We start from the raw sequence: 21,149 nt of genomic DNA on the forward strand, positions 1-21,149 counted from the left end.
CAATCGGGCGCTGGTGGATGGGGTGGCAGGCCGGTTAAAAAACAAAAGCCCTTCCATTAGGAAGGGCTTTCAGTTTGCGTGAACCTTATCGGGTTTCGCGGTGTGCTTGGGACTGGTTGCACCTTGGGCAGTACTTCTTCAGTTCCAGGCGATCCGGCGAGTTACGACGGTTCTTCTTCGTAATGTAGTTACGCTCCTTGCAAACCTCGCAAGCGAGGGTGATCTTGGGGCGAACGTCTGCAGACTTGCTAGCCACTGTTGTTACCTCACGTTCGGCTTGTTTAGAAGCGGGTGCTTCACTTTCACTTGTAGCGGGGGCGGGGTTTGAACCCGCGACCTCACGATTATGAGTCGTGCGCTCTGACCAACTGAGCTACCCCGCCTCAAATCCATTTCTTTTGAAATGAATGGAGCCCCGAAAGGGAATCGAACCCTTGACCTTCTCCTTACCATGGAGACGCTCTGCCGACTGAGCTATCGGGGCAACGTTGGAAAGCTTACCAAGAGGACCACTTAAAACCAACTTATTTTTCCAAAAACTTTGATGATTCACATCACCTCAATTTTTGAAGCCGACTACCGAAGTAATCAACTGGTGGCAGGTGAGGGATTTGAACCCCCGAAGGTTACCCGTCTGATTTACAGTCAGATGCATTTGGCCGCTCTGCAAACCTGCCGTGCTCGGTGTTTTTACAACCCCGTGCGGATAAAGAGATTACCAGCTCCACCCCATACCGTGTCAAACTAGAACCATAGAAAAACAATGCCACGCGCGTCACACTTTGACGTAGCGTGCTCTTAGAGGAGGAGAAATCATGGCAGATTCGTCATTCGACGTCGTATCAGATTACGACTACCAAGAGGTAGATAACGCTGTAAATCAAACGGCAAAAGAGATCGGGCAACGTTACGATTTCAAAAATGTTGGAGCTTCTATCGAGCTCTCCGGAGAATCGATCACGATGGTTGCAAATGCTCCAGAGCGCGTGCTCGCAATCTGGGATGTTTTGCAATCCAAGCTGATTCGCCGCGGCCTTTCCCTCAAGCAGGTTGACGTAGGTGAAGGCGAACCGAAGGCGTCCGGCAAGGAATACCGCCTTGTTGGCACGCTCAAGAAGGGTATCGACCAGGCAAATGCAAAGAAGATTACTAAGTTGATTCGCGACGAAGCCCCGAAGTCCGTGAAGGCTCAGATTCAGGGCGACGAAGTTCGTGTCTCATCCAAATCTCGCGATGATCTTCAAGAAACTATTGCTCTTCTTAAGAACGGTAAGTTTGAAGTTGCGCTTCAATTCGTGAACTACCGCTGAATTCTAGCCGCGATAGCAGGCGTGTAGATGCTCTCTACACGCCTGCTTATTATGTGCACACCCACTTATACGCACACGGGCCTATGTGTACACGGACCTATATGTACGCGGGCTGGGCTTGGGAATTTTCCCCAAGCCCAGCCCGCTCGCGCCAGCATCAGCCCCATGCAGAAGCTAGATGCCAGCTAAGTATCAGTAGAGCTTTCCGTCGTGCTCTTCGCCACGGGATACGGCTGTCATGGTTTCGCGCTCAACAACTTTGATGCGCTCACGGCCTGCGGCCTGCCCAAGTGACTTTTCAAAGTCCTCCAGGTGGTGCCAGCCCTCCCAATCGGTGTAGCGGACGCCGCGTTCTTCCAGGAGCACACGGGACGCATCCCAGCCAACATTTTCAGTGGATGCATGGAGCTTTCCGGCTTTGTAATCGTCCACCAGGTTGTTGATGGTTTCTTGGGCGTCAGACTTCGTAGAGCCGATCAACCCAACCGGGCCTCGTTTGATCCAGCCAGTTGCGTACATGCCAGTAACGACGTTTTCGCCGTCCATCACACGGCCGCCCACGTTTGGCACAACGCAGCGGCGTTCATCGAACGGCGCGCCAGGAATTGGCGACGACGCGTAGCCGACTGCCCGATAGACCGCCTGGACTGGGTAATCAATGAATTCTCCAGTGCCTTTCACAGACTGATCTCCTTGGAGTTCCATACGTTCCATGCGGATGCCTTCAACATGTTCATCGCCAAGAATTTCAACTGGGGCCTGCAACATATGGATGTGGATACGGCGGGATGCGGTGAGATCTTCGGCATCTTGGAAAGCGTAGTTGGTGAGTTGATCGACCACTTGACGTGTCATCTTCGACTCATCCATGGCTTGTTCCGAACCAGCATCGTAATCGAAATCGTCTGGGTAGACCACGATGTCAACGTCTGGCACATGGCCGAGTTCGCGCAGTTCCATCGGGGTGAACTTCACTTGAGCGGGGCCGCGACGGCCGAACACGTGAACGTCTGTAATAGGAGATTGGCGCAAGCCCGCTTCCACGTTTTCTGGAATTTCGGTACTCATCAAATCTTCAGGATGCTTTGCAAGGATGCGGGCCACATCGAGTGCCACGTTTCCAACGCCAAGAACGGCAACTTCTTTGGCTTCCAACGGCCAGGTGCGCGGTACGTCTGGGTGCCCGTCATACCAGTACACGAATTCAGATGCCCCGTAGACTTCTGGCAGATCGGAGCCCGGAATATCGAATGGACGATCACGATCTGCACCAGTTGCTAGGAGAACCGCATCGTAGTGTTCATGCAGTTCGTCAAACGTGATGTCTTTGCCTACTTCAACGTTGCCAACCAGCCGAATATCGCCGCGCTGCAACACGTTGTAAAGGGCGGTAATAATCGCTTTAATACGTGGATGATCCGGTGCCACACCGTAACGCACAAGGCCGTATGGGGCTGGCAATTTTTCGTACAGATCGATCTGTACATCAACATCTGACTTGGACAAAATATCAGATGCATAGATTCCAGCAGGGCCGGCACCAATAACCGCAACCTGAAGTGGACGTTGAGTCACAATTACCTCTTCCAGCTACACCAAGTAGCCCGTTAACGATGGGAAAGAAACCACTCACCATAATATCCGAGGAAGCGAAGTCGATCCGCACAGGGTGACAAGGTCTACACCTTTACCTCCGATAAGATGTAAACTCCTGCATTTTGTTTGAGGATACGGCACGCCTTCGCCGCATATTGCAGGGCGTGCCGGATTCCCTATGTTTTTGCAGGTGCGGCAGGGCTATGCAAGTGCGGCCAGTCATACAGGCACGAAAGAAGGGCCGAACCCTGGAAATTCCAGGATTCGACCCTCTACGAGTCCAGTTATATTACTCCACGTCACCAGGACCGTTTTCGGATGTCTTCGCATCCAAGCGAATCACACCGTAAGTCCATCCACGCCGGCGGTATGCGGCACATGGCTGCGACGTTTCTTCATCAATGAAGAGGAAGAATGGGTGCCCAACCAGTTCCATTTCATCTACTGCCTGTTCAACGGACATAGGCTTAGCTTCATACAGCTTTTGGCGCACAACAACTGGGGAATCCCCTACTTGCGTTTCAACCGCTTCGCCAACAGCAGTTGGCCGTGTGGGTTCTTCAGCAGGTTCTTCCACCTTGGCAGACTTTACTTCCGCCATCAATTCATCAACATTGAGTTCACCCGCAGGTACATCCTTAACGGCGTGATGCTTCCGGTCCTTCATTTTCTCACTCTTGCGGCGTAGCCGTTCAAACAGCTTCTGCGCCGCCAAATCCACCGCGCCATATCGATCAGATGCAGCCGCTTCAGCACGAACAACCGGGCCCTTGTCACGAACAGTGATTTCAATACGCTCAGAGATTTCTGCTTGAGCCGGGTTTGGTTCATGTGTTACTTCAACTTCAACACGTTGAGCACGAGGAGCAAACTGTTCAATTTTTGCTAGCTTCTCTTCAACAAATTCACGGAAGTTGTCACTAACTTCGGCGTTACGGCCTTTAACTACGAATTCCACGATGACCTCCTTGGGTCGTGAGAGTGGCAGCGTTGCCACGTTGAGGGGACTTGCGCTCGCAGACGCGAGCAGGAAACACTCACCACCTACTTTCATCCGAGCGTAATCACAGCTTCAGTGAGATTCACTCCTTTAATCTGTTACCTCAAGTATAGTGCCTCACATCACAAAAGGGAATCTTTTTCACCCCATTCAGCGGTCAGCATATCCTCTAGTCAAGGATGGTCAGTAACCGCTAAAACCACCGCACCACACACCCGGCCACCAGCCGCTTCAATCGCCCGTTGCGCCCCAACCAACGTAGCCCCAGTTGTCAAAACATCATCAACTAACACCACGTCACGCCCCGAAAAATCCGCCACAGATCGCTGCCCCCGTAACTTCCGCGCCCTATCCGCAGCGCTCCCCGAACCACGCGCAACATTCACAGCTTTCAGCCCATCAACATAAGGCACACCCCACAACTCGGCCACAGCGCACGCCGCCACCCCGGCAACAAACCGGCCATCCCGGCGTCGGCCTCGAGACGACGCCAACGGAACAACCACCACGCGATCCCATCGCGCCGCAGGAAAGGCCCGCACCGCGTCCAGATCCGCCACAATCCGCGAAAACAAACCAGAAAAAGCCTGATCCGCCCGACGATCTCGAGTATTCTTCCACCCCACGATCGCACGTGCAACGCGCCCCGAATACCAAGCCTTGCCCCACACGGGAAACGCCACAGAGTCAGATTCGTCATCGCACACGCTCACCAAAAACCTCGCGTCGCCACCAGCCCGCCACCACGGGCCTTCCCACAACGCCGCACACGCGCTACACAAACTTTCGTCAACTGCGCCGCACCCCAAGCACCACCGTGGGAAAACGATATCGGCAACATCGCCCCACAATCGCCTCAAAAAGCCCGGCCACACGGCAATCACCCTGGATAGGCAGGCGAGGATGCGTGTTGAATAACTTGGCGCCATCCACCGGCGTCGTAGGCGAAGATTTCATCCTTGGATGTGTGGAGCAAGATGGATTCGTCGTTGCGCCCAGCGGTCACGTCCACAATATCTTCCAACGATGAGGACAAAAGTGAAATGTTCTCCCCCAACGGCACGGAATATAAAGAATTGACTGTGGAGGACTGAGTTTTTCCGATTGCAACAAGCCGCGAATCGGATACCCAGGCGATGTCTTGGGCGTCGGCGAACCGCTGCCCCACTCGGATCGGATCGCTCAACGATTGTGGGATTCCGGCGTTGTCACGCACGATTCCCGCGATGAGGATCTGTACGCCGTTTTCGTTTTCCACGATCACCGCGAGCCGTACGCCTTCGCGGGATACCGCGAGCGCCCGTACTTTTACGCCTTCGAGCCATGGGGCGTCTACACGGGTTACCGTGCCGGAGGCTATGTTGGCTACAGTGAAGGATTTGTTCGGTTCGCGTTCTGATACCCAGGCGAAGCCTTTGCGGTCGGTTGATGGAGGTACAAGGGCTGTTCCGTTAACCAGGGGGCTTGCGCCATTTTCTTGGGAGACACGATAGAGGGTTTGTTTGTTGTTTCCGAGTGCCACGAATTCTGTTGTGGTTTCGCCGTATGGGATGGCGATGTTGGTGAGTCCGAGTGATACAAGAGCTTCTGCTCCGGGCACGGGGTGGATTCCGTCGTCTTTGACTACCGCGGGTTTCCCGTCGACGAGGACCATGAGCGATGAGGCCGAGTAAGGGTATGCGGGTACGTCTGTGTTAGTTTGCGCTGTAAGTGGTACGCCGTTTGCGGTGAGTTCTACGCGTGAGATTCCTGCGATGGCGCTGAGTGTTTTGGAGAATTGTGCGTAGACGAGGTTACGGACACGTTGTGGCAGTTCTGCTACTTCACTGCTCAGGTCCACGCGCGCGGTTCCGTCTTCTACCGTAACGGGGTTTGTTAGGCGCGTTCCCGTTGGCAGGACTGGGTTTACTGATTCGGCGAGCCACGCAGGTGGACCGTCTACGATTCCGCGCGCAACCGATGACGCTACTTGGGAGCGTGGATACCAACGCACGTCCGTCACGAGCGCATTTTGGTCTTGCGTTGGGAAGTAGAGTGGGACGCGCACGAATAGCGTTCGGAACAGTGAGTCTGGCATTGTCACACCGTCAGGGACGACGGCGATGCGCCATTGTCCTGATTTTTCACGAACAAGGGAAAATTCGTTCGATAGGGTGGCGTCTGCTGTGGCGGCGGTGAATCGTCCTGTGGAGTCGAGGATGCCGCCTGCTCCTACGGTGACTCTGTATGCACCGGATCGAGTTTGGCTGACTTGCTGGTTTTGTGAGTCTGGATAGATGCGCACTTGTGTGGCAGGGTTCCAGGCTGTGGAGGCGTCGGCAGTGAGATATTGGCGTGCTACCACGAAATCGTCGGAGAAGCCGGCGGATGATGCTCGCATGAAGCCCACCACGATGTCTTCTGGTTCTGCGCCTTCGGCCGGCCCTTGGGGGTCGAGTACGATTCCGCTAGTTGTTTGCTTGGGTCGATCTACTGCGTATGGGACGCCGGAGGTTGGGATCCGAGCGCATCCGGATACCAAGAGGATTATGGCTATGAGGACAGTGATTTTGTTTTTCATTCTGTAGCCTCCGTAGCACGTGCGTCTGGTTCGTCATGTGCTGTTGGCGATGTGAATGGTTCTGGTACATCGAGCGGGAGTGGATGTGAGAAGTCTTCTCCTGGATTGCGTGGCACGGTTAGCAAGAATGTGGAACCGATCCCGAGTTCACCGGTTGCTTCAAGCGTGCCTCCGTGGATGAGAGCATCTTCTTTCGCGATAGTCAGGCCCAACCCAGTTCCGCCAGATTTGCGGACCCGAGATGAGTCCGCACGCCAGAATCGATCGAACACGTGGGCTGCGTGTTCTTCAGTGAGCCCCACCCCGTTGTCTTGTACTCGTACTGCCACGGCGTCACGCCCGCCTACCACAGATACATGGACTGGCTTACCTCCAGCGTGTTCTAGCGCGTTCACAACTAGATTGCGGATCACGCGTTCGATTCGTCGTGGCTCTACTTGTGCTGTGGTGTCACCAGTCTTGTCTAGCCGAACGATCACACCGTTATCGAGTGCGAGTGGTTCTGCCATATCGATGACGTCACGTGCAATATCAGCAATATCGACGTCTTGGGCAGCAAGAGCCATGCCACCGGCGTCGTACCTAGAAATTTCTAGGAGATCAGAAAGCATCGCATCCAAATTACGCAACTGGGTGTGTTGTAATTCGGCGCTTCGTTTGAGGGCTGGAGGAAGCTCGTCACGCTTGTCGTAGATAAGCTGGCCCGCCATACGAATCGTGGTTACAGGGGATCGAAGTTCGTGCGAAACGGCCGAAACGAAGTCTGTTTGAATCGCAGACATTCGTTGCATCCTCGTAAACTGTTCTTCCAATGACGATGCCATCGTGTTAAACGAATCCCCCAACTGGGCTAATTCGTCTGCACCATTGACTTTCATACGCGAATCGAAATCACCTTCGGTAAGTTTTTGCGCGTTCGCCGCGGCAGCCCGAATCGGCCGCAAAATAAACCGCACCATCATCCATGCCACAATAACAAGCAGCGCCAACAGTCCAACCATGCCAAACGATTGCGCCTGAATCGTGGCGTTCAGAAGATCTTGCTGGTTAGCCAACGAAAACACGGCATACAGTTCATAATCTCCAGATCCAGGAATACGGATCTGTTTGCCCACGATAATGCCCGGGATTTCCTTGTTTTGTGCGTTGGCGATTGATACAGATTGCCAGCCCAAATCGGCGTCACTTCGCACGATTTCCCGAAGTTCCGGGGTAATCAGCGAACGCACGCGCGTTGTCGTGGCCGTTTCTGGTTCCAAAATAGGTATGCCGGAAAACTCTTGGTTTGGGGAACGCAGCAGCACCCCGCCAAGCAATTCACGTGCAGGATCGTAAAGAGAGGATACGAGTTCGAGCGCTACGCGTTGCGATTGCGCCGTCGTTGGCGCAATCGCAACCGAGAAGCGTTCTTGAGCTAGTTGAGTGTCAGTGGCGAACCGCTCAATATCAACGGATACAGTCCGATCGAATACAGCGTTCTTCACTTGGTATGTGATGGCCGTTCCGGTGATCGCAATACCCACAAGTGATGCGAGCGCGATGAACGTTATTGTGCGTAATGAGAGCGAGGAACGCCATCGCTGCTGATAGGAAGCGAATTTACGTTCAATAACATCGAATATGCTGCGCCGTTTGCGTGGGCGGCTCTCTTCCTGGTTCACTCCTTAACGGCACCTGCTCGGTAGCCTACGCCACGGACTGTGAGCACGACGCCCGGGTTTTCTGGATCACGTTCCACTTTGGCGCGCAGGCGCTGAATGTGCACGTTAACCAGGCGAGTATCTGCTGAATGGCGGTATCCCCATACTTGTTCAAGGAGTTCTTCGCGAGAAAACACTTGGTATGGCTTACGAGCCAGTACAGTAAGCAGATCGAATTCGAGCGGAGTGAGGTGAACGGTTTCGTGCCCGCGTTTGACTTCGTGTGCTTTGAGATCGATGCTTAAGTCCGCAACCTTCAAAATTTCGGATTCGTTTTCTTGGCGGCGCAGGCGGACTTTCACGCGTGCCAAAAGAACCGAGTTTTCGAAAGGCTTAGTCACATAATCGTCTGCGCCTGCTTCCAGGCCGGCAATGACATCAAGGGAGTCCGTCTTTGCACTCATCATGATGATTGGCACATCGGATTCTTCGCGCAACAAACGGCATACCGAGACGCCATCGAGCCCCGGCAACATCACGTCAAGCAACACGAGATCTGGGTGTTCTGCACGGAAAAGCGGCACTACGTTGGATCCGTTTGCACATACGGATACGTCGTATCCTTCTGATTCCAGAAGGATTGCCACCATTTCGGAGATTCCTGGATCGTCATCTACAACAAGAATGCGCATCTATTCGCCTTTCACATTGGTTAATAGCTTTACTTTACCGGATTGTTTCATCGTCTGATACGGGTGTGAGATCAGCGCTAGAGGCTTCTTCAGAGGTTTCGCCACCACCGTTAATCATTGACAAATGGGGACGCGGCCGCGGGGTTGCGGAAATATCCATGGAGGTCCGGCGAATTTCGCGTTGTGCCGGGCGCGGCGGTGGAACGTCCCGCCGGGAGGCTTCACGTATGGCGTCCGCGAGCGCCGTGAGATCGTCTGTTGATGGCGCGACGGGTTCGAATTCGGTTTTGAGGCGGATCATTTGCCATCCTACGGGCACAGTAACGGTGTGGGCGTGTTGCGCGCATAGATCAAACGCACCAGGAAGTGGAACGGGCGATAATGGCCCGAGCACGGCTGTTGCTTGTTTGTAATCGTAGGTCATGGTGGCTGCTGCAGGGTTGTTGCAGGCGCTTCGGCTACAGTGTCGGATTGGACTCACGGTTTCAAGTCTACAACGCTCGTGGTTAAGTTTCGGGTGGCTTACCATAGACGTGTGAGTATTCTTCCGAAACGTTCGAATGGGCGGAGGCGCGACCGCCATGGCCGCGGTATGCGGGGTCCGCTTGTGGGCCCAGAATCGCCTGCTTTCCGTTCGCGCGCCCAAAAGTTTGATGACGTTCTCGCGGTTGAATTGGCTGCATTTCATGAACATTTGGGGCCGCGTTTAGATCGGTTTGACGTGGCTGTGTTGGATGTTCCAGCGGCGGATCCAGCTCCGTGGGAGGATGGGGTTCCGTTGGCTCGTTTTTTGCCGTTTGAGCGCCCGTCGAAGATTTATGGCCGGCTTGTCTTTTATCGGATGCCGTTGGAGATGGCTATGTTAGCTGAGGATGATCCGCGTGGGTTTATTCACGAGGTCATGGTTGGCCAGATTGCTACCGCGATGGAAATGGATCCGCGGGACGTGGATTATCTGCGTTAGGGTGGACGTTGACGCGTACTCCTTGCGCGTCGGTTCCTTGCGCAGTGAGTGGGATTGCGGTGATTCCTGTGCCCGAGTTGAGGGGTTGCGTTGCGTAGATTGATCCGGTGATCGACGACGACGCCGTGACCCATACATAATCTAGCCCGTCAGGTAGCTCAATTTGTTGTGTGCCTGTGATGTGGCGTTGTTCTTCGTGGCTGATCTGCCCGTGGGAATCGTAGCCGGTGATCGTGACGTCAGCATTAGTGGGTGTGGTGAGGACGAGCGATGCTGTTCCAGTAACAGCTGCACCGCCTGTGCGCAAGGATGGCTGGGCTCCGATCCAGGCTTGATCTTTTCCAGCGGTTCCTTCGATGCTCATGTTGACGCTTCCCGTAATGGGCTGATCTGCGGCGATACGCACAGCGTACGCGCCAGGGGCGGTGCCATCGAGCGTGAGGTCAATAACGGATTGAGCGGGCAGCCGAACGTCTTGTGCGCCGGCGAGTGCGTGTTCACGTTCGCCAATGAGCGATACGTGGGCGGTGATTTCTTCTTGTTGTGGGTTCACGATACGTACTGACGCATGGTGTTTTTCTGCATTATCGGCTTCTACAGCACGGTTTTCTGGAATAACAAGCCCTGGAATAACAATGTTTTTCCCTGAATCGGAGTGGGAAACAAACGACATGCCTTGCGGGGTGAGCCCATCGAGCGAGTTTGTTTGCAAGGATGCGGAAAACACGCCAGAATCCGAGGTGAGGTGAAGTGCTAGCTGAGCCGTATCCGGGATTAGCCCATCAAGGCTGATCTGCGATCGGCTTTTTGCGGGTACAACAATGTGATGGTTACTGGTGAGTTCGAGTGGACCAGTGGCTCCGTATGCGTTCACGGATACCGTGATGGGGTTTTCTCCGGGGTTGAGTATGGCGAGGGAGTTGTATGTGCCAACTTTTGCTTGAGATCCGGACAACCAGACAGATTGCCGTGCCCACTGGCACGGGTTCGCTGCCAACCCGCGCATGTCGGCTCCTCCGATGCGCACGATGGAGGCTCCCATAATATGGCCGTCCTTGATTCGATGGTCTGATGCGTAGACCACCCCGGTGGCTTGCGTTACACCTAGATCAGATTCTGCGTGAGAGACGATCGTTGTGGCATCAACCGAGGATTGTTGTGCAATATCAAACCACTGTGCACCATCAACGAAAACCACGCCCTGACCTGAAATGGATTCGGCTTCGTGGTTGACGTTGACTCCCGATTCGACAGTGCGAGTAGCACCGCCTGTACAGGCGAGTGAAAAAGTCTGCCCCATCGGCACATATTCTGGGCTAGTTTCTGCCGCCGTAGTTCGCGCTGGCAACGTAAAGGCCGCTCCTATAACACCTGCGGCTAGCGCGATCACAGCTACACCAGACAGAATCGGTTTGATTTTCATCGGCTCAACCTCCGCCGGTTTACAGGCAACGCGAACAACAGCGAGAGCACCATAATCGCGTAAGTGATCGTGCTGAGTGTTCGATGGATGCCATCGCGATATGTGATATGCACAGTTCCATGAGCATCTGCAGGGAGAATGAAACCCTGCGCCCACCCGCTCTGTTTATCGCTTTTGAGCACAGTATCTCCTACCTGTGCATGCCAATGCGGATCCTTGCGTTCAGGAATAACAATTTTTCGTTCACTACTTGCTGGAGAAATCTGACGCTCATGGCCAGGAATCACCCGGAGGGTTGCAGAATCATTCCATTCCACACGCCAGAAGTCACCCGATTCGTGGCCAGACACATACGTCACATGAGGAAGAGCATTCAGCGCTCCAACCAGTTCATTGCGTCGTGGATCGTTACTTGGTGGAACCACGATCAATGACACACCATGTACAGCCAGATCACGGGCAACATCGGGCGCCCTTCCAGTCACATTCGCAACAGTTTGAGCAAGCACATCACGAGCCGCCGGATCTACCCCAACAGCCTGCGCTACCATCGTCAATTCATGAAGTTCTGTTCCATAGCCACGCCACAAATATGCCGTAACCCCATCAGCCTGCGGTTCTAACGCCAAAACTTTCAGGCCAGAACGCTGATCCTCCCGTCCAACAGCAGGGATCAGAGACGATTGAACCGGGCGCACATCCCGAATCTTTGAATGATTCATGATCGTGTAGCCAGCTGACCCTATCCAACTCAGCCCAAGAGCTACCACAATCAACCCAACCACCAGATGGTATACGCCAAACGACGCAGCACGAAGCCGCTTACGGGTCCCAGCGAAACCGCATGCCACCGCCGTCGTCAAAGAAACCCACACCAGTTCTTGGCCGTAACCAGGCCACAACGGAACAACAAACAACGCAATCGCCAAACCTGCCACTGCGAAAAGCCACGCCACGCGGGCGCGAGCATAGAAACGCACCTGGAACAAACCAAGCAACGCAACCAACGCCAAGCAAGCCGGCAACACGAACGCCAGCAAAGTAGGGAAACTCAACGAAAAATCGTCAAATGGAACCAAAGAAAGGATCGCACGGGGATCACGAACACCCGATTCAGACGCTCCTGGAGACGTGAGAAGATAGCCAATCCCAGCAAACCGGAAACCTGGAATATGAACCGCGAGCGCAGGAAGTGGCACCAACAACCAGCGCACCTGCGCCCGATGGTACACAAAACCAACCACTCCCACCACAAGCGTCACAACACCAAATACGGGCGCGCCCAACGATGCCACCATCGCAAAGAAAGATAGAACACCCAGATCGTGCCGGCCACCACGCCACGCACCCCCAAGAGCATACACGCAGCCAGTCAAACCAAGGAAGGCCACCACGCCAGAAATCCGGCCAGTCGCAACCGAATCCACAAACGCAGGCGCCGAAACCCACACCATGGTCAAACCGGCGCGAACATACCAACTAATAACGATCTTGCCCAACGCGGCATACGCCAACAACACAGCCAAAGGGAAAGCCAGCCACAACAACAGTGTCACTAAATGCCCCAGCGTAACCTGGAACGGGGAAAGCACCAAGAGCGGAAGCGAAAGGAACACCCACAACGCATCAATCGCGCCAGGATACCCATCCCCCGATTCGATCCAACCACGCAACACAGCAGCGAACAGGTCAGGGCCCTCCACCGTACCGGGCGCCAAATGCCGGCCAACCAGCACACCACCCGACGCCACAGGAATCAAAAACAAGCCCATCCACGCCAGCGAAACAGCACCCACCAGAGCGCGTCCCCACCGGTTCGCACGCGCATTCTCCTGCAGTTCTTTTAACGTCAAGTGATCAGGAACGTCTGCCATTAAACGCGCATCCTGATGCGCCTTGCGGGTTTGGCGCTGTGCCAACCTCACGCTCCACGGCTTTTCTTCCAACGCACTCAACGCCCGCCGTGGAACCTTACGCACACGCCGAATCTGCGCCCGGCCACGCGCCACATGCGCCAACGCTCCCGCGATTTTCCAGCCCGCACGCACTTCTGCGCCAGCATAGCCAGGTTCATGCATAAAGAACCGGGCAATAGCCCGCACAATGCCGCCCAATACAAACCCTAACCACAACAACGGCACCAGCACGCAAGGAGCCGCCAACAAGGCGTTATAGGCTTGAGACACCCGGCGCATCGCAAACGATTCCACCATGCGTTCTCCGAGCGATACGCGGGCATGCCGAATTCGCGCACGCGGTTCCACAACCACCCGGTAGCCCGCCAAACGAAGCCTGCGAGAAAATTCAAGCCCGTCCCCGAACGGCCCCAAAAATGGATCAAAACCGCCCAGTTCCTCCCACGCTTCGCTCCGCACCAGCATCCCGGCAGTGCCCACAGCCAACACGTCAGTTCGCGAATCAAGCTGCCCCTGATCTAGTTCACCGGGTTCAACTTCAGGTACACGCCGTGCCGATCGGGTGGCACGAATACCCACGCTTACAAGCGTGCGCGGCTCCCGATCCCACCCCACATGTTTAGGCCCAACAGCGCCGATCGAATGAGACGATTCACCCATACGCAACATCGCGTCCAACGCATCTGGTTCCGGAGCTGAATCAGCATGCAACAGCCACAGCCACGAATCACAATCATCAGCCATGGCACGAAGAGTCTTAACGGCAGCACCAAACGATGGCTGTTCGCCGATCACATGGACTCGGGCATCAGGTAGCGCCCGGCGAAGAAAAGGGAGATCAGCATCAGTTTCTATACCGATGAGCACGTGATCTACGGGAAGTTGTTGCGCGGCCAGTGCGGCCAACGTTTGGGCAAGATATGGAAAATCACGGCCTTGTGCAACCACAATGGCCGTGACGCTTCCTCGATCTATACCCTGTATTTTTTGATTATCCACAGCGAACCTTAGCCGCGCACACTCCGAGTGGCCTTGCGCTCACGTGCCATGCGCTTCCGATCGTTATCTGATGTCCCGCCCCAAATTCCATGCCGGATATCGTTTGCCACAGCATATTCTAAACATTCGGCGCGGACAGCACAGCTGGCACACACCGAGGTTGCCGGGGCGGTGGACCCACCTTTTTCAGGATAGAAAATATCTGGATCAGTTTGGGCACACAGAGCTTCTTCCATCCACGTGAGATCGTCCGCGTACTGAGTGCCATATCCTAGATTAAAGATGCCGCGCATGAGAGACCGAGTTGAGCGAGCATCGGAGCACATGCCCGGGGCTTTCATCTCGGTTTCCCTCATAGCCAGATCCCTTCATAATTAAATCACTATATAAATTACACGCGTGTCGCACCCCAAAAGTCAAGACGATAAGGCAAACTGTCCTCTAGCATTCGGAATAATCACAGATGCATGGAAGAATTTACATTCACCCGTTTATCCGGTTTCGTCCAGTTACATAAAACATTGATCTTTCTCACTGAAACGAGTCATTATGGCCATCCCGGCACCCACATTTTTATCCGTTCTTCTCTCACGCGGCACCAGTCCTGCCCTCGTGTGGTACGGCGATCAAGAGCGTATTGAACTATCAGGAAAAGTAGTTGCGATGCATTTGGCAAAGATTACACAGTATCTACTTGATGATCTGGGGGTTGATTCGTCGAGCACGCTTGTTCTTGATCTACCGCCACACTGGAAGTCAGTGATGTGGGCGCTGGCGGGTCAGTTGGCTGAATGCACAGTTGCGTTGGAAGCCGGAGAGGTTTCGTGGAACGACGTCGTCGTCACCTCACACCCAACCCAACCCGATTCGAACGCAACGAATCTTGCGTTAACCCTGGAATCACTTGCGTTTTCCTGGCCAGGGGAACTTCCCGAAGGGTACGACGACGCGGCATCGGCACCCATGCGCTACCCTGACTCAATCGATCCCTACACGCTCACCGGGGAGGTAGACGGCCTCACTCCGCCTTCAGCCGAAACTCCTATGCTCGCGGTACCACCCAACGATCTCCAAACCCTCACGAAACAGTTCGCTGGAGCCATTTCCCACGGATATGGCCTGGTGATAATCTCCCCACAAGCGAACACTGAACGGGTCATCTCCGGAGAAAATGCATCAACCTGGGGTAGAATTTGACCACTCAATGATTGTTGCGCACAGGCGCAACCCCAACGAGATTGTAGGAACACAAGCGTGGTTAAAACGAATGACAACATAGATGTTTCCCCCCGCTCGGCTTCGCATCAGCGAAAGAGTAATCCGTGGCGAAACAGACTACGGATCTTCGGCCTGGCTATTTTCGCGTTTATCCTCACCAGCGGAACCGCATTTGGAACCATGCTTTACGAACTACAGCAATCGATCACACAGCACGATATTGCTGCGCTTGTTGAACAAAAGGAACGTCCCGTCCAAAACCAGGCGCCTCTAGATCAAAAAGCCGGAAAACCACTCAACATTCTGCTCCTTGGCGCAGATAAGGAAGATGGTGGAATCCAACGCTCCGATACCACGATGATCGTTCACGTCTCCGCCAACCGGGAGCGTGTTGATGTGGTGTCGATTCCACGTGACACTCTTGTGAACATCCCGTCGTGTGTAACCGGAAATAATGGAAACTCCTACCCACAAGAAGATGCCATGTTCAACTCCGCCTTCTCTACAGGCGGTTCTAACGGTGGCACCGTGGCACAAGCAGCCGCGTGTACTCTACGTACCGTTGAAGAACTCACCGGCATTTACATTGATGGGTTCGCTGTGTTGAACTTCGATTCGTTCCGGGATGTGGTGGATACCATCGGCGGTATCGATCTGTGCTTCAACGAAGCTGTGGACGATCAGTACTCCGGAATTAAACTCGATGCCGGCTGCCACCATCTTGATGGAACGCAAGCGCTTGGCATTGCTCGTGCCCGCTACTCTATTGGGGACGGTACAGATATTGGCCGAATTTCACGTCAGCACCAAGTGGTTACCGCGATCGCAAAGAAAACATTCTCGCTGAACTTCTTCACCGATATCTCTACCTTCTACGGAATCATCAAAGACGTCACTAGCCACATGGATCTTTCCAATGGCTTGGGCGATATCCAGTGGCTTGGCGGGTTCGCCTACTCGTTGCGGAATATCGATCCGGATTCGATCAATTTCGCAACTATGCCTCACGTATATGAAGGGGCCCGCGTACGGCCGTCTGCCAATGCAAGTTTGGTGTGGAAGGCGTTGCTGAATGATCAGCCGATTCCAGCCGAAGCCTTGGCAACCGATTCTGGCCCGGACATCATCCGAAGCGTCACTCCAGAACAGCTGGAAGAATTCAAAAACAACCTAGGTTCGGGCCTGCACAAATAAGTCTCTGAGGGGAAATCATGACTCAACCGCCGTCTTTTGAGCCGCGCAAACGCCGCAGCCGGCCGTCGAGTGCTGGTGCGCGCCGCGTGGGCCGCCCGGATTCACCGTCAGAAGATTCAGCTCGGCCACGCCAGTCTGCCCCTCGCCCAACGAAAGCGCCTCGTATTGAACCAGTGCGCCGTACTCCTGCCCGTCCGGATGTGGATCACAGCGTTTCCTCTTCCCAGGCTCCGCAACGCCGAACACCTGCCGGCCCTATTCGCAAGTCTGCTTTCTCGCACCCGAATCAGCAGTATCAGGCGCGCCCTGACGATGCCGCTGAATCGAATCAGCCTCCGCGTTTTCCGGCCCAACGGCCAGTGCAACCACCTCCGCATACGCCAGAACGCCACGCTCCTCATACGCCTCTTATTGCGCCCGCGCAGCGCAGGCGCGGCGTAAAGTATTATGCCCGCATGGCGGGGATTGCAGCGTTGTGTTGCGTGCTTGCTGTGGGCGGCTGGGTCTATTACCTGTTTAGCTACGGAAATTCGCAGGTCACGCGCATTTCGGCGTTGACTGGAGCCGAAGGCACCCCTGGCACCACCTACTTGATCGTTGGATCGGATGAACGAGGCGGTATCGTTTCGGATCCTACGGAGGGGCATCGTGCAGATACGATCATGCTTCTTCACGTGCCAGATTCTGGTTCCACGTCTCTTATCTCGATTCCTCGCGATACTCTGGTTGACTATCCTGATGGATCTTCGGGGAAGATCAATGCGTCGTTGAATATTGGTGGCCATCAGGCGCTTGTGGGCACAGTCGAAAAGCTGACCGGGTTAACGGTGGATCATTACGTGCAGATTGGCATGGACGGCGTGAAGGAGTTGACGGACGCCGTGGGCGGGGTCAACTTGTGTTTGGATTATGACGTCAATGATGAGTTTTCTGGTTTGGTGTGGCAGGCTGGTTGCCATGACGTTGATGGCACTAAGGCGTTAGCTTTTTCTCGGATGCGTTACCAGGATCCGTTGGGCGATATTGGCCGTACGGCACGCCAGCGCCAGGTTGTATCGAAGATTATCGGTAAAGCGGCGTCCACAAGCACATTCTTGAATCCGTTTACTCAGCACAGTTTGGTTGGTTCGGCCGCGTCTGTGTTGACTGTGGACAATGAGGATTCCTTGATGGATGTTGCGTGGGCTGGGTTGGCGTTGCGTGGCGCGATTGGCCCCGATGGAATGATGGGTGCTCCTCCGATTAGTTCGCTTAATTACGTTGGCTATGACGGGGCATCGTATGTTTTGTTGGATTCGGATAAGATTGACGCGTTCTGGGAGCATGTTCGTAACGGCACAGTAACGAAGGATATGTTTGCGTCGTTTTAAATTATCGACGACGACGCCGTGAGCTCATCGATATCACTGCTCCACGTGGAACCACACGTGATGGATCGAGCTGGTGTGGTACAGCCGCCAACGTGAGCGTGAATTCTGCAGGTTTGCGGGCGGTGAGTTCAAGGCGGCCGCCATCGTTTGATGCTAATTCGCGTGCTACTGCTAGCCCGATCCCAGTGGATCCGCCGCCCGATACGCCTTTGAGGAAGATGGAATCTGCGAGTTCGTCTGGCACACCCAAGCCTTCGTCACGGACTTTGATATTGACCATTCGGCCTGATTTTATTGGGGTTATTGTGGTTGTTCCAGCACCGTATTTGAGCGAATTTTCGATCAAGGTGGCAAGGATTTGTGCCAACGATCCTGGAGTGGCAAGAACAGGGTTGTAATCGCCTTCTGCTAGGACTAACGTGCGGTGGGCTTTACGGAATATGGTTGCCCATTCGTGGTGTTGTTGTTCGCAAACATCACGCAGATTAACAGCTTCAGTAGTTCCGCCAACGCCTGTGGAGGATTTGCGCATAAGCTCTGTTACTACTCCGCTTAGGCGATCAATTTGTTCTAGGGCACGTTCGGCTTCGGTGGCAACTTCAGAATCGTCTGCCAAAAATTGGATTTCTTCAATCCGCATAGAAAGTGCGGTGAGTGGTGTTCGGAGTTGGTGGGCCGCATCGGCGGCGAACTGGCGTTCGGCGGCGATGCGGCCCGCCATCCGGCTAGCAGTTCGTTCGAGTTCTTGATAAACCAGATCGATTTCTTCGATCCCTGATAGGGACATGCGTGGGCGAACTTGCCCCGCCCCGATTTGTTCCGCCGTTGCCGCAAGGAGAATGAGAGGATCTGAGAGTGTTCGGGCGCGCCTGCGCGCCACCCATGCCCCAACTGTGAATGCAGCCAGGACAAGGGCAACTGCGCCTGCGATAAGTTGAACGATGTTGTGGAGTGCCGCTGAGCGTGGGGCAGAAATAGTTACAAGCGATCCTTGCGTGGTAAATCGCCGCAGTTCGAAGCGTGACGGCGCAACTGGGCTGGTAGATTCTACTGTTTGCCCATCTGGGTACACGACAGAAATATGAACACCTGACAGATGCGATGATTCAGCGAGCGAATCGAGCAGGTTGATCCACACTTTTGACTTGTTTTGTTCCAATCGCCCTACGATTTCTACAACCGCTTGGGAACGAATTTCGACGCTCGTTTCGGCATCTTTCCAGATAAGGTAACTGCCGAGCAACATTCCAGGAATAGCCAAGAATAAAACTGCAACACCAACAGCTACGGTAACTAGAGCAACTGCCCGCTGGCGCATCGCACACCTTCTTCAGGCTAGATCAGGCGTTTTCGAATCGGAATCCCATGCCGCGCACGGTGGTGATGTAATGTGGTTCGGTAACATCATCGCCAAGTTTGCGGCGCAACCACGATACGTGCATATCCAATTTCTTCGTGGATGTTTCGATGTCTTTACTCCACATCGTAGCCATGAGGCTTTCACGTGAAACAACAGAGCCAGCCGAACGCAAAAGGATGGTAAGCAATTCAAACTCTTTGCCTGTGAGCTGGAGTTCTTCATCGCCTAGGTACGCACGATGGGCAGAAATATCAACGCTCACATCCTGCGCTTTAATCATTCCGACTGTTTCATCTGAAGAAACGGACCGCCGTAAGAGTGCACGAACGCGCGCCAACAGTTCTGCAAGCCTAAATGGCTTGGTGACGTAATCATCGGCACCAGCATCAAGGCCAACAACCATATCTACTTCTTCTGCACGAGCAGTGAGGATAAGGATTGGGCACGACTGGCCTTCAGTACGTGCAGCACGAGCAACATCCAAGCCGTCCATATCAGGAAGCCCCAAATCAAGGACCATGAGATCAATGGAGGACGACACGAGGTCAATCGCTTCTTGGCCTGTAGCCACAGAAGTCACATCGTATCCTTCACGTGTGAACGCGCGAACAAGCGGGCCTGAAATAGCCGAATCATCTTCTACAATAAGTACTTTCGTCATACCATTTCCCCTTGCCTAGATAGATGTACGTGCTTAATCTAGCACACCTTCCCTCATTAAAGTAAAGGAAGATTCAAGATTTGACGAGATCACATTTCTTGTCTAACAACATGAAGTTGTGCAGCATCGATACTCCCAATTCCTTGCAAATCAGGAGAACCGAACGGTTCAATGAGATACGCCTTATCATCCAGTTTTTTCAACGCTTCAGCCGTTGGACGATCCACCAAAATACCGCCAACCGGTGCGATAGAACACAGGCGAGATGCCAGATTGACGTTCGGACCAAACACGTCACCGAATCGAGAGACCAAACCGCCCCACACAAGCGAGGCACGCACGTCCGGCATACCCGGAGTCTTGTGAAGCGCATTGACGATTTCAGAAACAACTGTGGCACCGACGTCGAGATCATCAGCAATATACAAAACAGCATCCCCAACCGTTTTTACCACGCGAGCACCGTACGCAGAAATGACGTCACGCGACGTAAATTCGAAGGTCTGAATAAAGTCAACTAGTTGATGCGGCGAAAGTTCACCAGAACGTTGCGTAAATGACACCAGATCAACAAAGCCCATAGCACGAGTCAACGGCATCACGTTTGCACCGTTGTATGACATGCCTTCCAACTCAACTTCAGTGCGGCGCAGGAACGCGGTCAAATGCCGCCGCCAAGCGTACTTTGTTTGATAAATCAGGAACTGTTCATAATCTTGAATATGATCTAACACCCAGTAACGAGCAGACACTTCATCTAAACCAAAGCGATTTTCTGCTTCTTCTACAAGAGCCTCATATTGCCACAGCACGATACGATCTGCGAGGTGCGACTGCGCGCGAACCAACGAATTTTGCGTATCCTCATCCATCTTCCCACGTTCGATGAAATCTTGATGGGCACGCATCACATCGATGTCATATTCCGTAAACAGCACACTTTCAGAGTTGCGAATATACGGAAACCCCATGGCGCGCCAAAAACGACGCACAGAATCAACATCCATTCCAGCGAGTTCCGCAGCTTGATGAATAGCGTACTTTGGGGCACCACCGAGGAGCCGACGAGCATGCTTCTCGACGGTAGTCAGTTCTTCATCGGACCCAAATCCAGGTGTGTCTTGCATCACATCCACTACTCTAACAACTTTGCCACACTTTTTGAAGAGAAAATGCCAAACTCACGTGTTACCCACATTAGGGTACTACTATTTCTTCTCCAACGTCTGCCGGTAGAATGACATCC

Annotated in this window: 19 protein-coding genes and 3 tRNA genes; 5 read left to right on the top strand and 17 right to left on the bottom strand. The window is 53.9% G+C overall.

From position 1 onward, the window contains the following. Positions 1–85: 85 nt before the first annotated feature. The 4 genes from rpmG to ARCH_RS07095 form a co-directional block, all read right to left on the bottom strand. On the bottom strand, positions 86–256 hold the full coding sequence (gene rpmG, locus ARCH_RS10520; protein WP_013170604.1) for a 50S ribosomal protein L33: 171 nt from the start codon (positions 254–256) through the stop codon (positions 86–88). Positions 257–309: 53 nt separating this feature from the next. Beyond that, a tRNA-Met gene (locus ARCH_RS07085) sits at positions 310–383 on the bottom strand. A gap of 25 nt (positions 384–408) precedes the next feature. Next, a tRNA-Thr gene (locus ARCH_RS07090) sits at positions 409–484 on the bottom strand. 109 nt (positions 485–593) lie between these two features. Further along, positions 594–677: transfer RNA gene (locus ARCH_RS07095), tRNA-Tyr, on the bottom strand. 138 nt (positions 678–815) lie between these two features. On the opposite strand from ARCH_RS07095, the gene ARCH_RS07100 reads away from it, so the two are divergent. Then, positions 816–1,310 (top strand): YajQ family cyclic di-GMP-binding protein, encoded by a 495-nt coding sequence (locus ARCH_RS07100; RefSeq protein WP_013170605.1) that lies wholly within the window; start codon positions 816–818, stop codon positions 1,308–1,310. A gap of 192 nt (positions 1,311–1,502) precedes the next feature. Here ARCH_RS07100 and ARCH_RS07105 read toward each other — a convergent pair whose 3' ends face one another. From ARCH_RS07105 to ARCH_RS07135, 7 genes are all read right to left on the bottom strand, one after another. Then, positions 1,503–2,885 (bottom strand): FAD-dependent oxidoreductase, encoded by a 1,383-nt coding sequence (locus ARCH_RS07105; protein ID WP_013170606.1) that lies wholly within the window; start codon positions 2,883–2,885, stop codon positions 1,503–1,505. Between the two features lie 310 nt (positions 2,886–3,195). Beyond that, entirely contained in the window at positions 3,196–3,864 is a 669-nt protein-coding gene (gene hpf / locus ARCH_RS07110) for a ribosome hibernation-promoting factor, HPF/YfiA family (RefSeq protein ID WP_013170607.1), read from the bottom strand. Positions 3,865–4,079: 215 nt separating this feature from the next. Continuing rightward, on the bottom strand, positions 4,080–4,781 hold the full coding sequence (locus ARCH_RS07115) for a ComF family protein (protein ID WP_013170608.1): 702 nt from the start codon (positions 4,779–4,781) through the stop codon (positions 4,080–4,082). Between the two features lie 5 nt (positions 4,782–4,786). Beyond that, positions 4,787–6,466 carry an LpqB family beta-propeller domain-containing protein gene (locus ARCH_RS07120; RefSeq protein ID WP_013170609.1) on the bottom strand — a complete coding sequence of 560 codons (1,680 nt, stop codon included), beginning with the start codon at positions 6,464–6,466 and terminating at the stop codon, positions 4,787–4,789. Beyond that, the gene (gene mtrB, locus ARCH_RS07125; RefSeq protein ID WP_013170610.1) at positions 6,463–8,127 is read right to left on the bottom strand and encodes an MtrAB system histidine kinase MtrB; all 1,665 of its coding nucleotides are present in this window, start codon (positions 8,125–8,127) and stop codon (positions 6,463–6,465) included. Before mtrB ends, ARCH_RS07120 begins: the two co-directional genes overlap by 4 nt. Further along, the gene (gene mtrA, locus ARCH_RS07130) at positions 8,124–8,798 is read right to left on the bottom strand and encodes an MtrAB system response regulator MtrA (RefSeq protein ID WP_013170611.1); all 675 of its coding nucleotides are present in this window, start codon (positions 8,796–8,798) and stop codon (positions 8,124–8,126) included. Before mtrA ends, mtrB begins: the two co-directional genes overlap by 4 nt. A 34-nt stretch (positions 8,799–8,832) precedes the next feature. After that, positions 8,833–9,279: a DUF3499 domain-containing protein gene (locus ARCH_RS07135; RefSeq protein WP_013170612.1), complete on the bottom strand. Its 447-nt coding sequence runs from the start codon at positions 9,277–9,279 to the stop codon at positions 8,833–8,835. Positions 9,280–9,333: 54 nt separating this feature from the next. Between ARCH_RS07135 and ARCH_RS07140 the strand changes: the two genes are divergently transcribed. Continuing rightward, positions 9,334–9,762 carry a metallopeptidase family protein gene (locus ARCH_RS07140; RefSeq protein WP_013170613.1) on the top strand — a complete coding sequence of 143 codons (429 nt, stop codon included), beginning with the start codon at positions 9,334–9,336 and terminating at the stop codon, positions 9,760–9,762. Here ARCH_RS07140 and ARCH_RS07145 read toward each other — a convergent pair. The 3 genes from ARCH_RS07145 to ARCH_RS07155 are packed head-to-tail and all read right to left on the bottom strand — an operon-like array spanning position 9,716 to position 14,393. Continuing rightward, positions 9,716–11,185: a DUF5719 family protein gene (locus tag ARCH_RS07145; protein WP_013170614.1), complete on the bottom strand. Its 1,470-nt coding sequence runs from the start codon at positions 11,183–11,185 to the stop codon at positions 9,716–9,718. The two genes, ARCH_RS07140 and ARCH_RS07145, sit on opposite strands and share 47 nt — an antisense overlap. Next, positions 11,182–14,100 carry a glycosyltransferase gene (locus tag ARCH_RS07150; RefSeq protein WP_013170615.1) on the bottom strand — a complete coding sequence of 973 codons (2,919 nt, stop codon included), beginning with the start codon at positions 14,098–14,100 and terminating at the stop codon, positions 11,182–11,184. The genes ARCH_RS07145 and ARCH_RS07150 overlap by 4 nt, the downstream gene beginning before the upstream one ends. A gap of 8 nt (positions 14,101–14,108) precedes the next feature. Continuing rightward, positions 14,109–14,393 (bottom strand): WhiB family transcriptional regulator, encoded by a 285-nt coding sequence (locus ARCH_RS07155; RefSeq protein ID WP_041640994.1) that lies wholly within the window; start codon positions 14,391–14,393, stop codon positions 14,109–14,111. A 256-nt stretch (positions 14,394–14,649) separates the two neighbouring features. Here ARCH_RS07155 and ARCH_RS09415 point away from each other — a divergent pair, with 256 nt between their 5' ends. From ARCH_RS09415 to ARCH_RS07170, 3 genes are read left to right on the top strand one after another with little or no spacing between them, the layout of a single operon-like run. Further along, complete coding sequence (locus tag ARCH_RS09415; RefSeq protein WP_013170617.1) at positions 14,650–15,297, top strand: TIGR03089 family protein; 648 nt, start codon at positions 14,650–14,652, stop codon at positions 15,295–15,297. Positions 15,298–15,354: 57 nt separating this feature from the next. Beyond that, entirely contained in the window at positions 15,355–16,512 is a 1,158-nt protein-coding gene (locus tag ARCH_RS07165) for an LCP family protein (RefSeq protein ID WP_013170618.1), read from the top strand. A gap of 17 nt (positions 16,513–16,529) precedes the next feature. Further along, a complete protein-coding gene (locus ARCH_RS07170; RefSeq protein WP_013170619.1) occupies positions 16,530–17,882 on the top strand; it encodes an LCP family protein in 1,353 nt (450 codons plus the stop codon). A gap of 1 nt (position 17,883) precedes the next feature. On the opposite strand, the gene ARCH_RS07175 is transcribed toward ARCH_RS07170, so the two are convergent. The 3 genes from ARCH_RS07175 to ARCH_RS07185 form a co-directional block, all read right to left on the bottom strand. Next, positions 17,884–19,200, bottom strand: a complete 1,317-nt coding sequence (locus ARCH_RS07175) for a sensor histidine kinase (RefSeq protein ID WP_013170620.1) — start codon at positions 19,198–19,200, stop codon at positions 17,884–17,886. Between the two features lie 22 nt (positions 19,201–19,222). After that, entirely contained in the window at positions 19,223–19,903 is a 681-nt protein-coding gene (locus ARCH_RS07180) for a response regulator transcription factor (protein WP_013170621.1), read from the bottom strand. Between the two features lie 89 nt (positions 19,904–19,992). Further along, entirely contained in the window at positions 19,993–21,030 is a 1,038-nt protein-coding gene (locus ARCH_RS07185) for an adenylate/guanylate cyclase domain-containing protein (RefSeq protein ID WP_013170622.1), read from the bottom strand. Positions 21,031–21,149: the final 119 nt, after the last annotated feature.

This window comes from Arcanobacterium haemolyticum DSM 20595 (genome assembly GCF_000092365.1).
Classification (GTDB): domain Bacteria; phylum Actinomycetota; class Actinomycetes; order Actinomycetales; family Actinomycetaceae; genus Arcanobacterium; species Arcanobacterium haemolyticum.

Coding starts and splice junctions, on each gene's coding strand:
- ARCH_RS07100 (WP_013170605.1), top strand. CDS start 816: ATGGCAGATTCGTCATTCGACGTCGTATCAGATTACGACTACCAAGAG.
- ARCH_RS07120 (WP_013170609.1), bottom strand. CDS start 6,466: ATGAAAAACAAAATCACTGTCCTCATAGCCATAATCCTCTTGGTATCC.
- mtrA (WP_013170611.1), bottom strand. CDS start 8,798: ATGCGCATTCTTGTTGTAGATGACGATCCAGGAATCTCCGAAATGGTG.
- ARCH_RS07145 (WP_013170614.1), bottom strand. CDS start 11,185: ATGAAAATCAAACCGATTCTGTCTGGTGTAGCTGTGATCGCGCTAGCC.
- ARCH_RS07155 (WP_041640994.1), bottom strand. CDS start 14,393: ATGCGCGGCATCTTTAATCTAGGATATGGCACTCAGTACGCGGACGAT.
- ARCH_RS09415 (WP_013170617.1), top strand. CDS start 14,650: ATGGCCATCCCGGCACCCACATTTTTATCCGTTCTTCTCTCACGCGGC.
- ARCH_RS07170 (WP_013170619.1), top strand. CDS start 16,530: ATGACTCAACCGCCGTCTTTTGAGCCGCGCAAACGCCGCAGCCGGCCG.
- ARCH_RS07175 (WP_013170620.1), bottom strand. CDS start 19,200: ATGCGCCAGCGGGCAGTTGCTCTAGTTACCGTAGCTGTTGGTGTTGCA.
- ARCH_RS07180 (WP_013170621.1), bottom strand. CDS start 19,903: ATGACGAAAGTACTTATTGTAGAAGATGATTCGGCTATTTCAGGCCCG.
- ARCH_RS07185 (WP_013170622.1), bottom strand. CDS start 21,030: ATGCAAGACACACCTGGATTTGGGTCCGATGAAGAACTGACTACCGTC.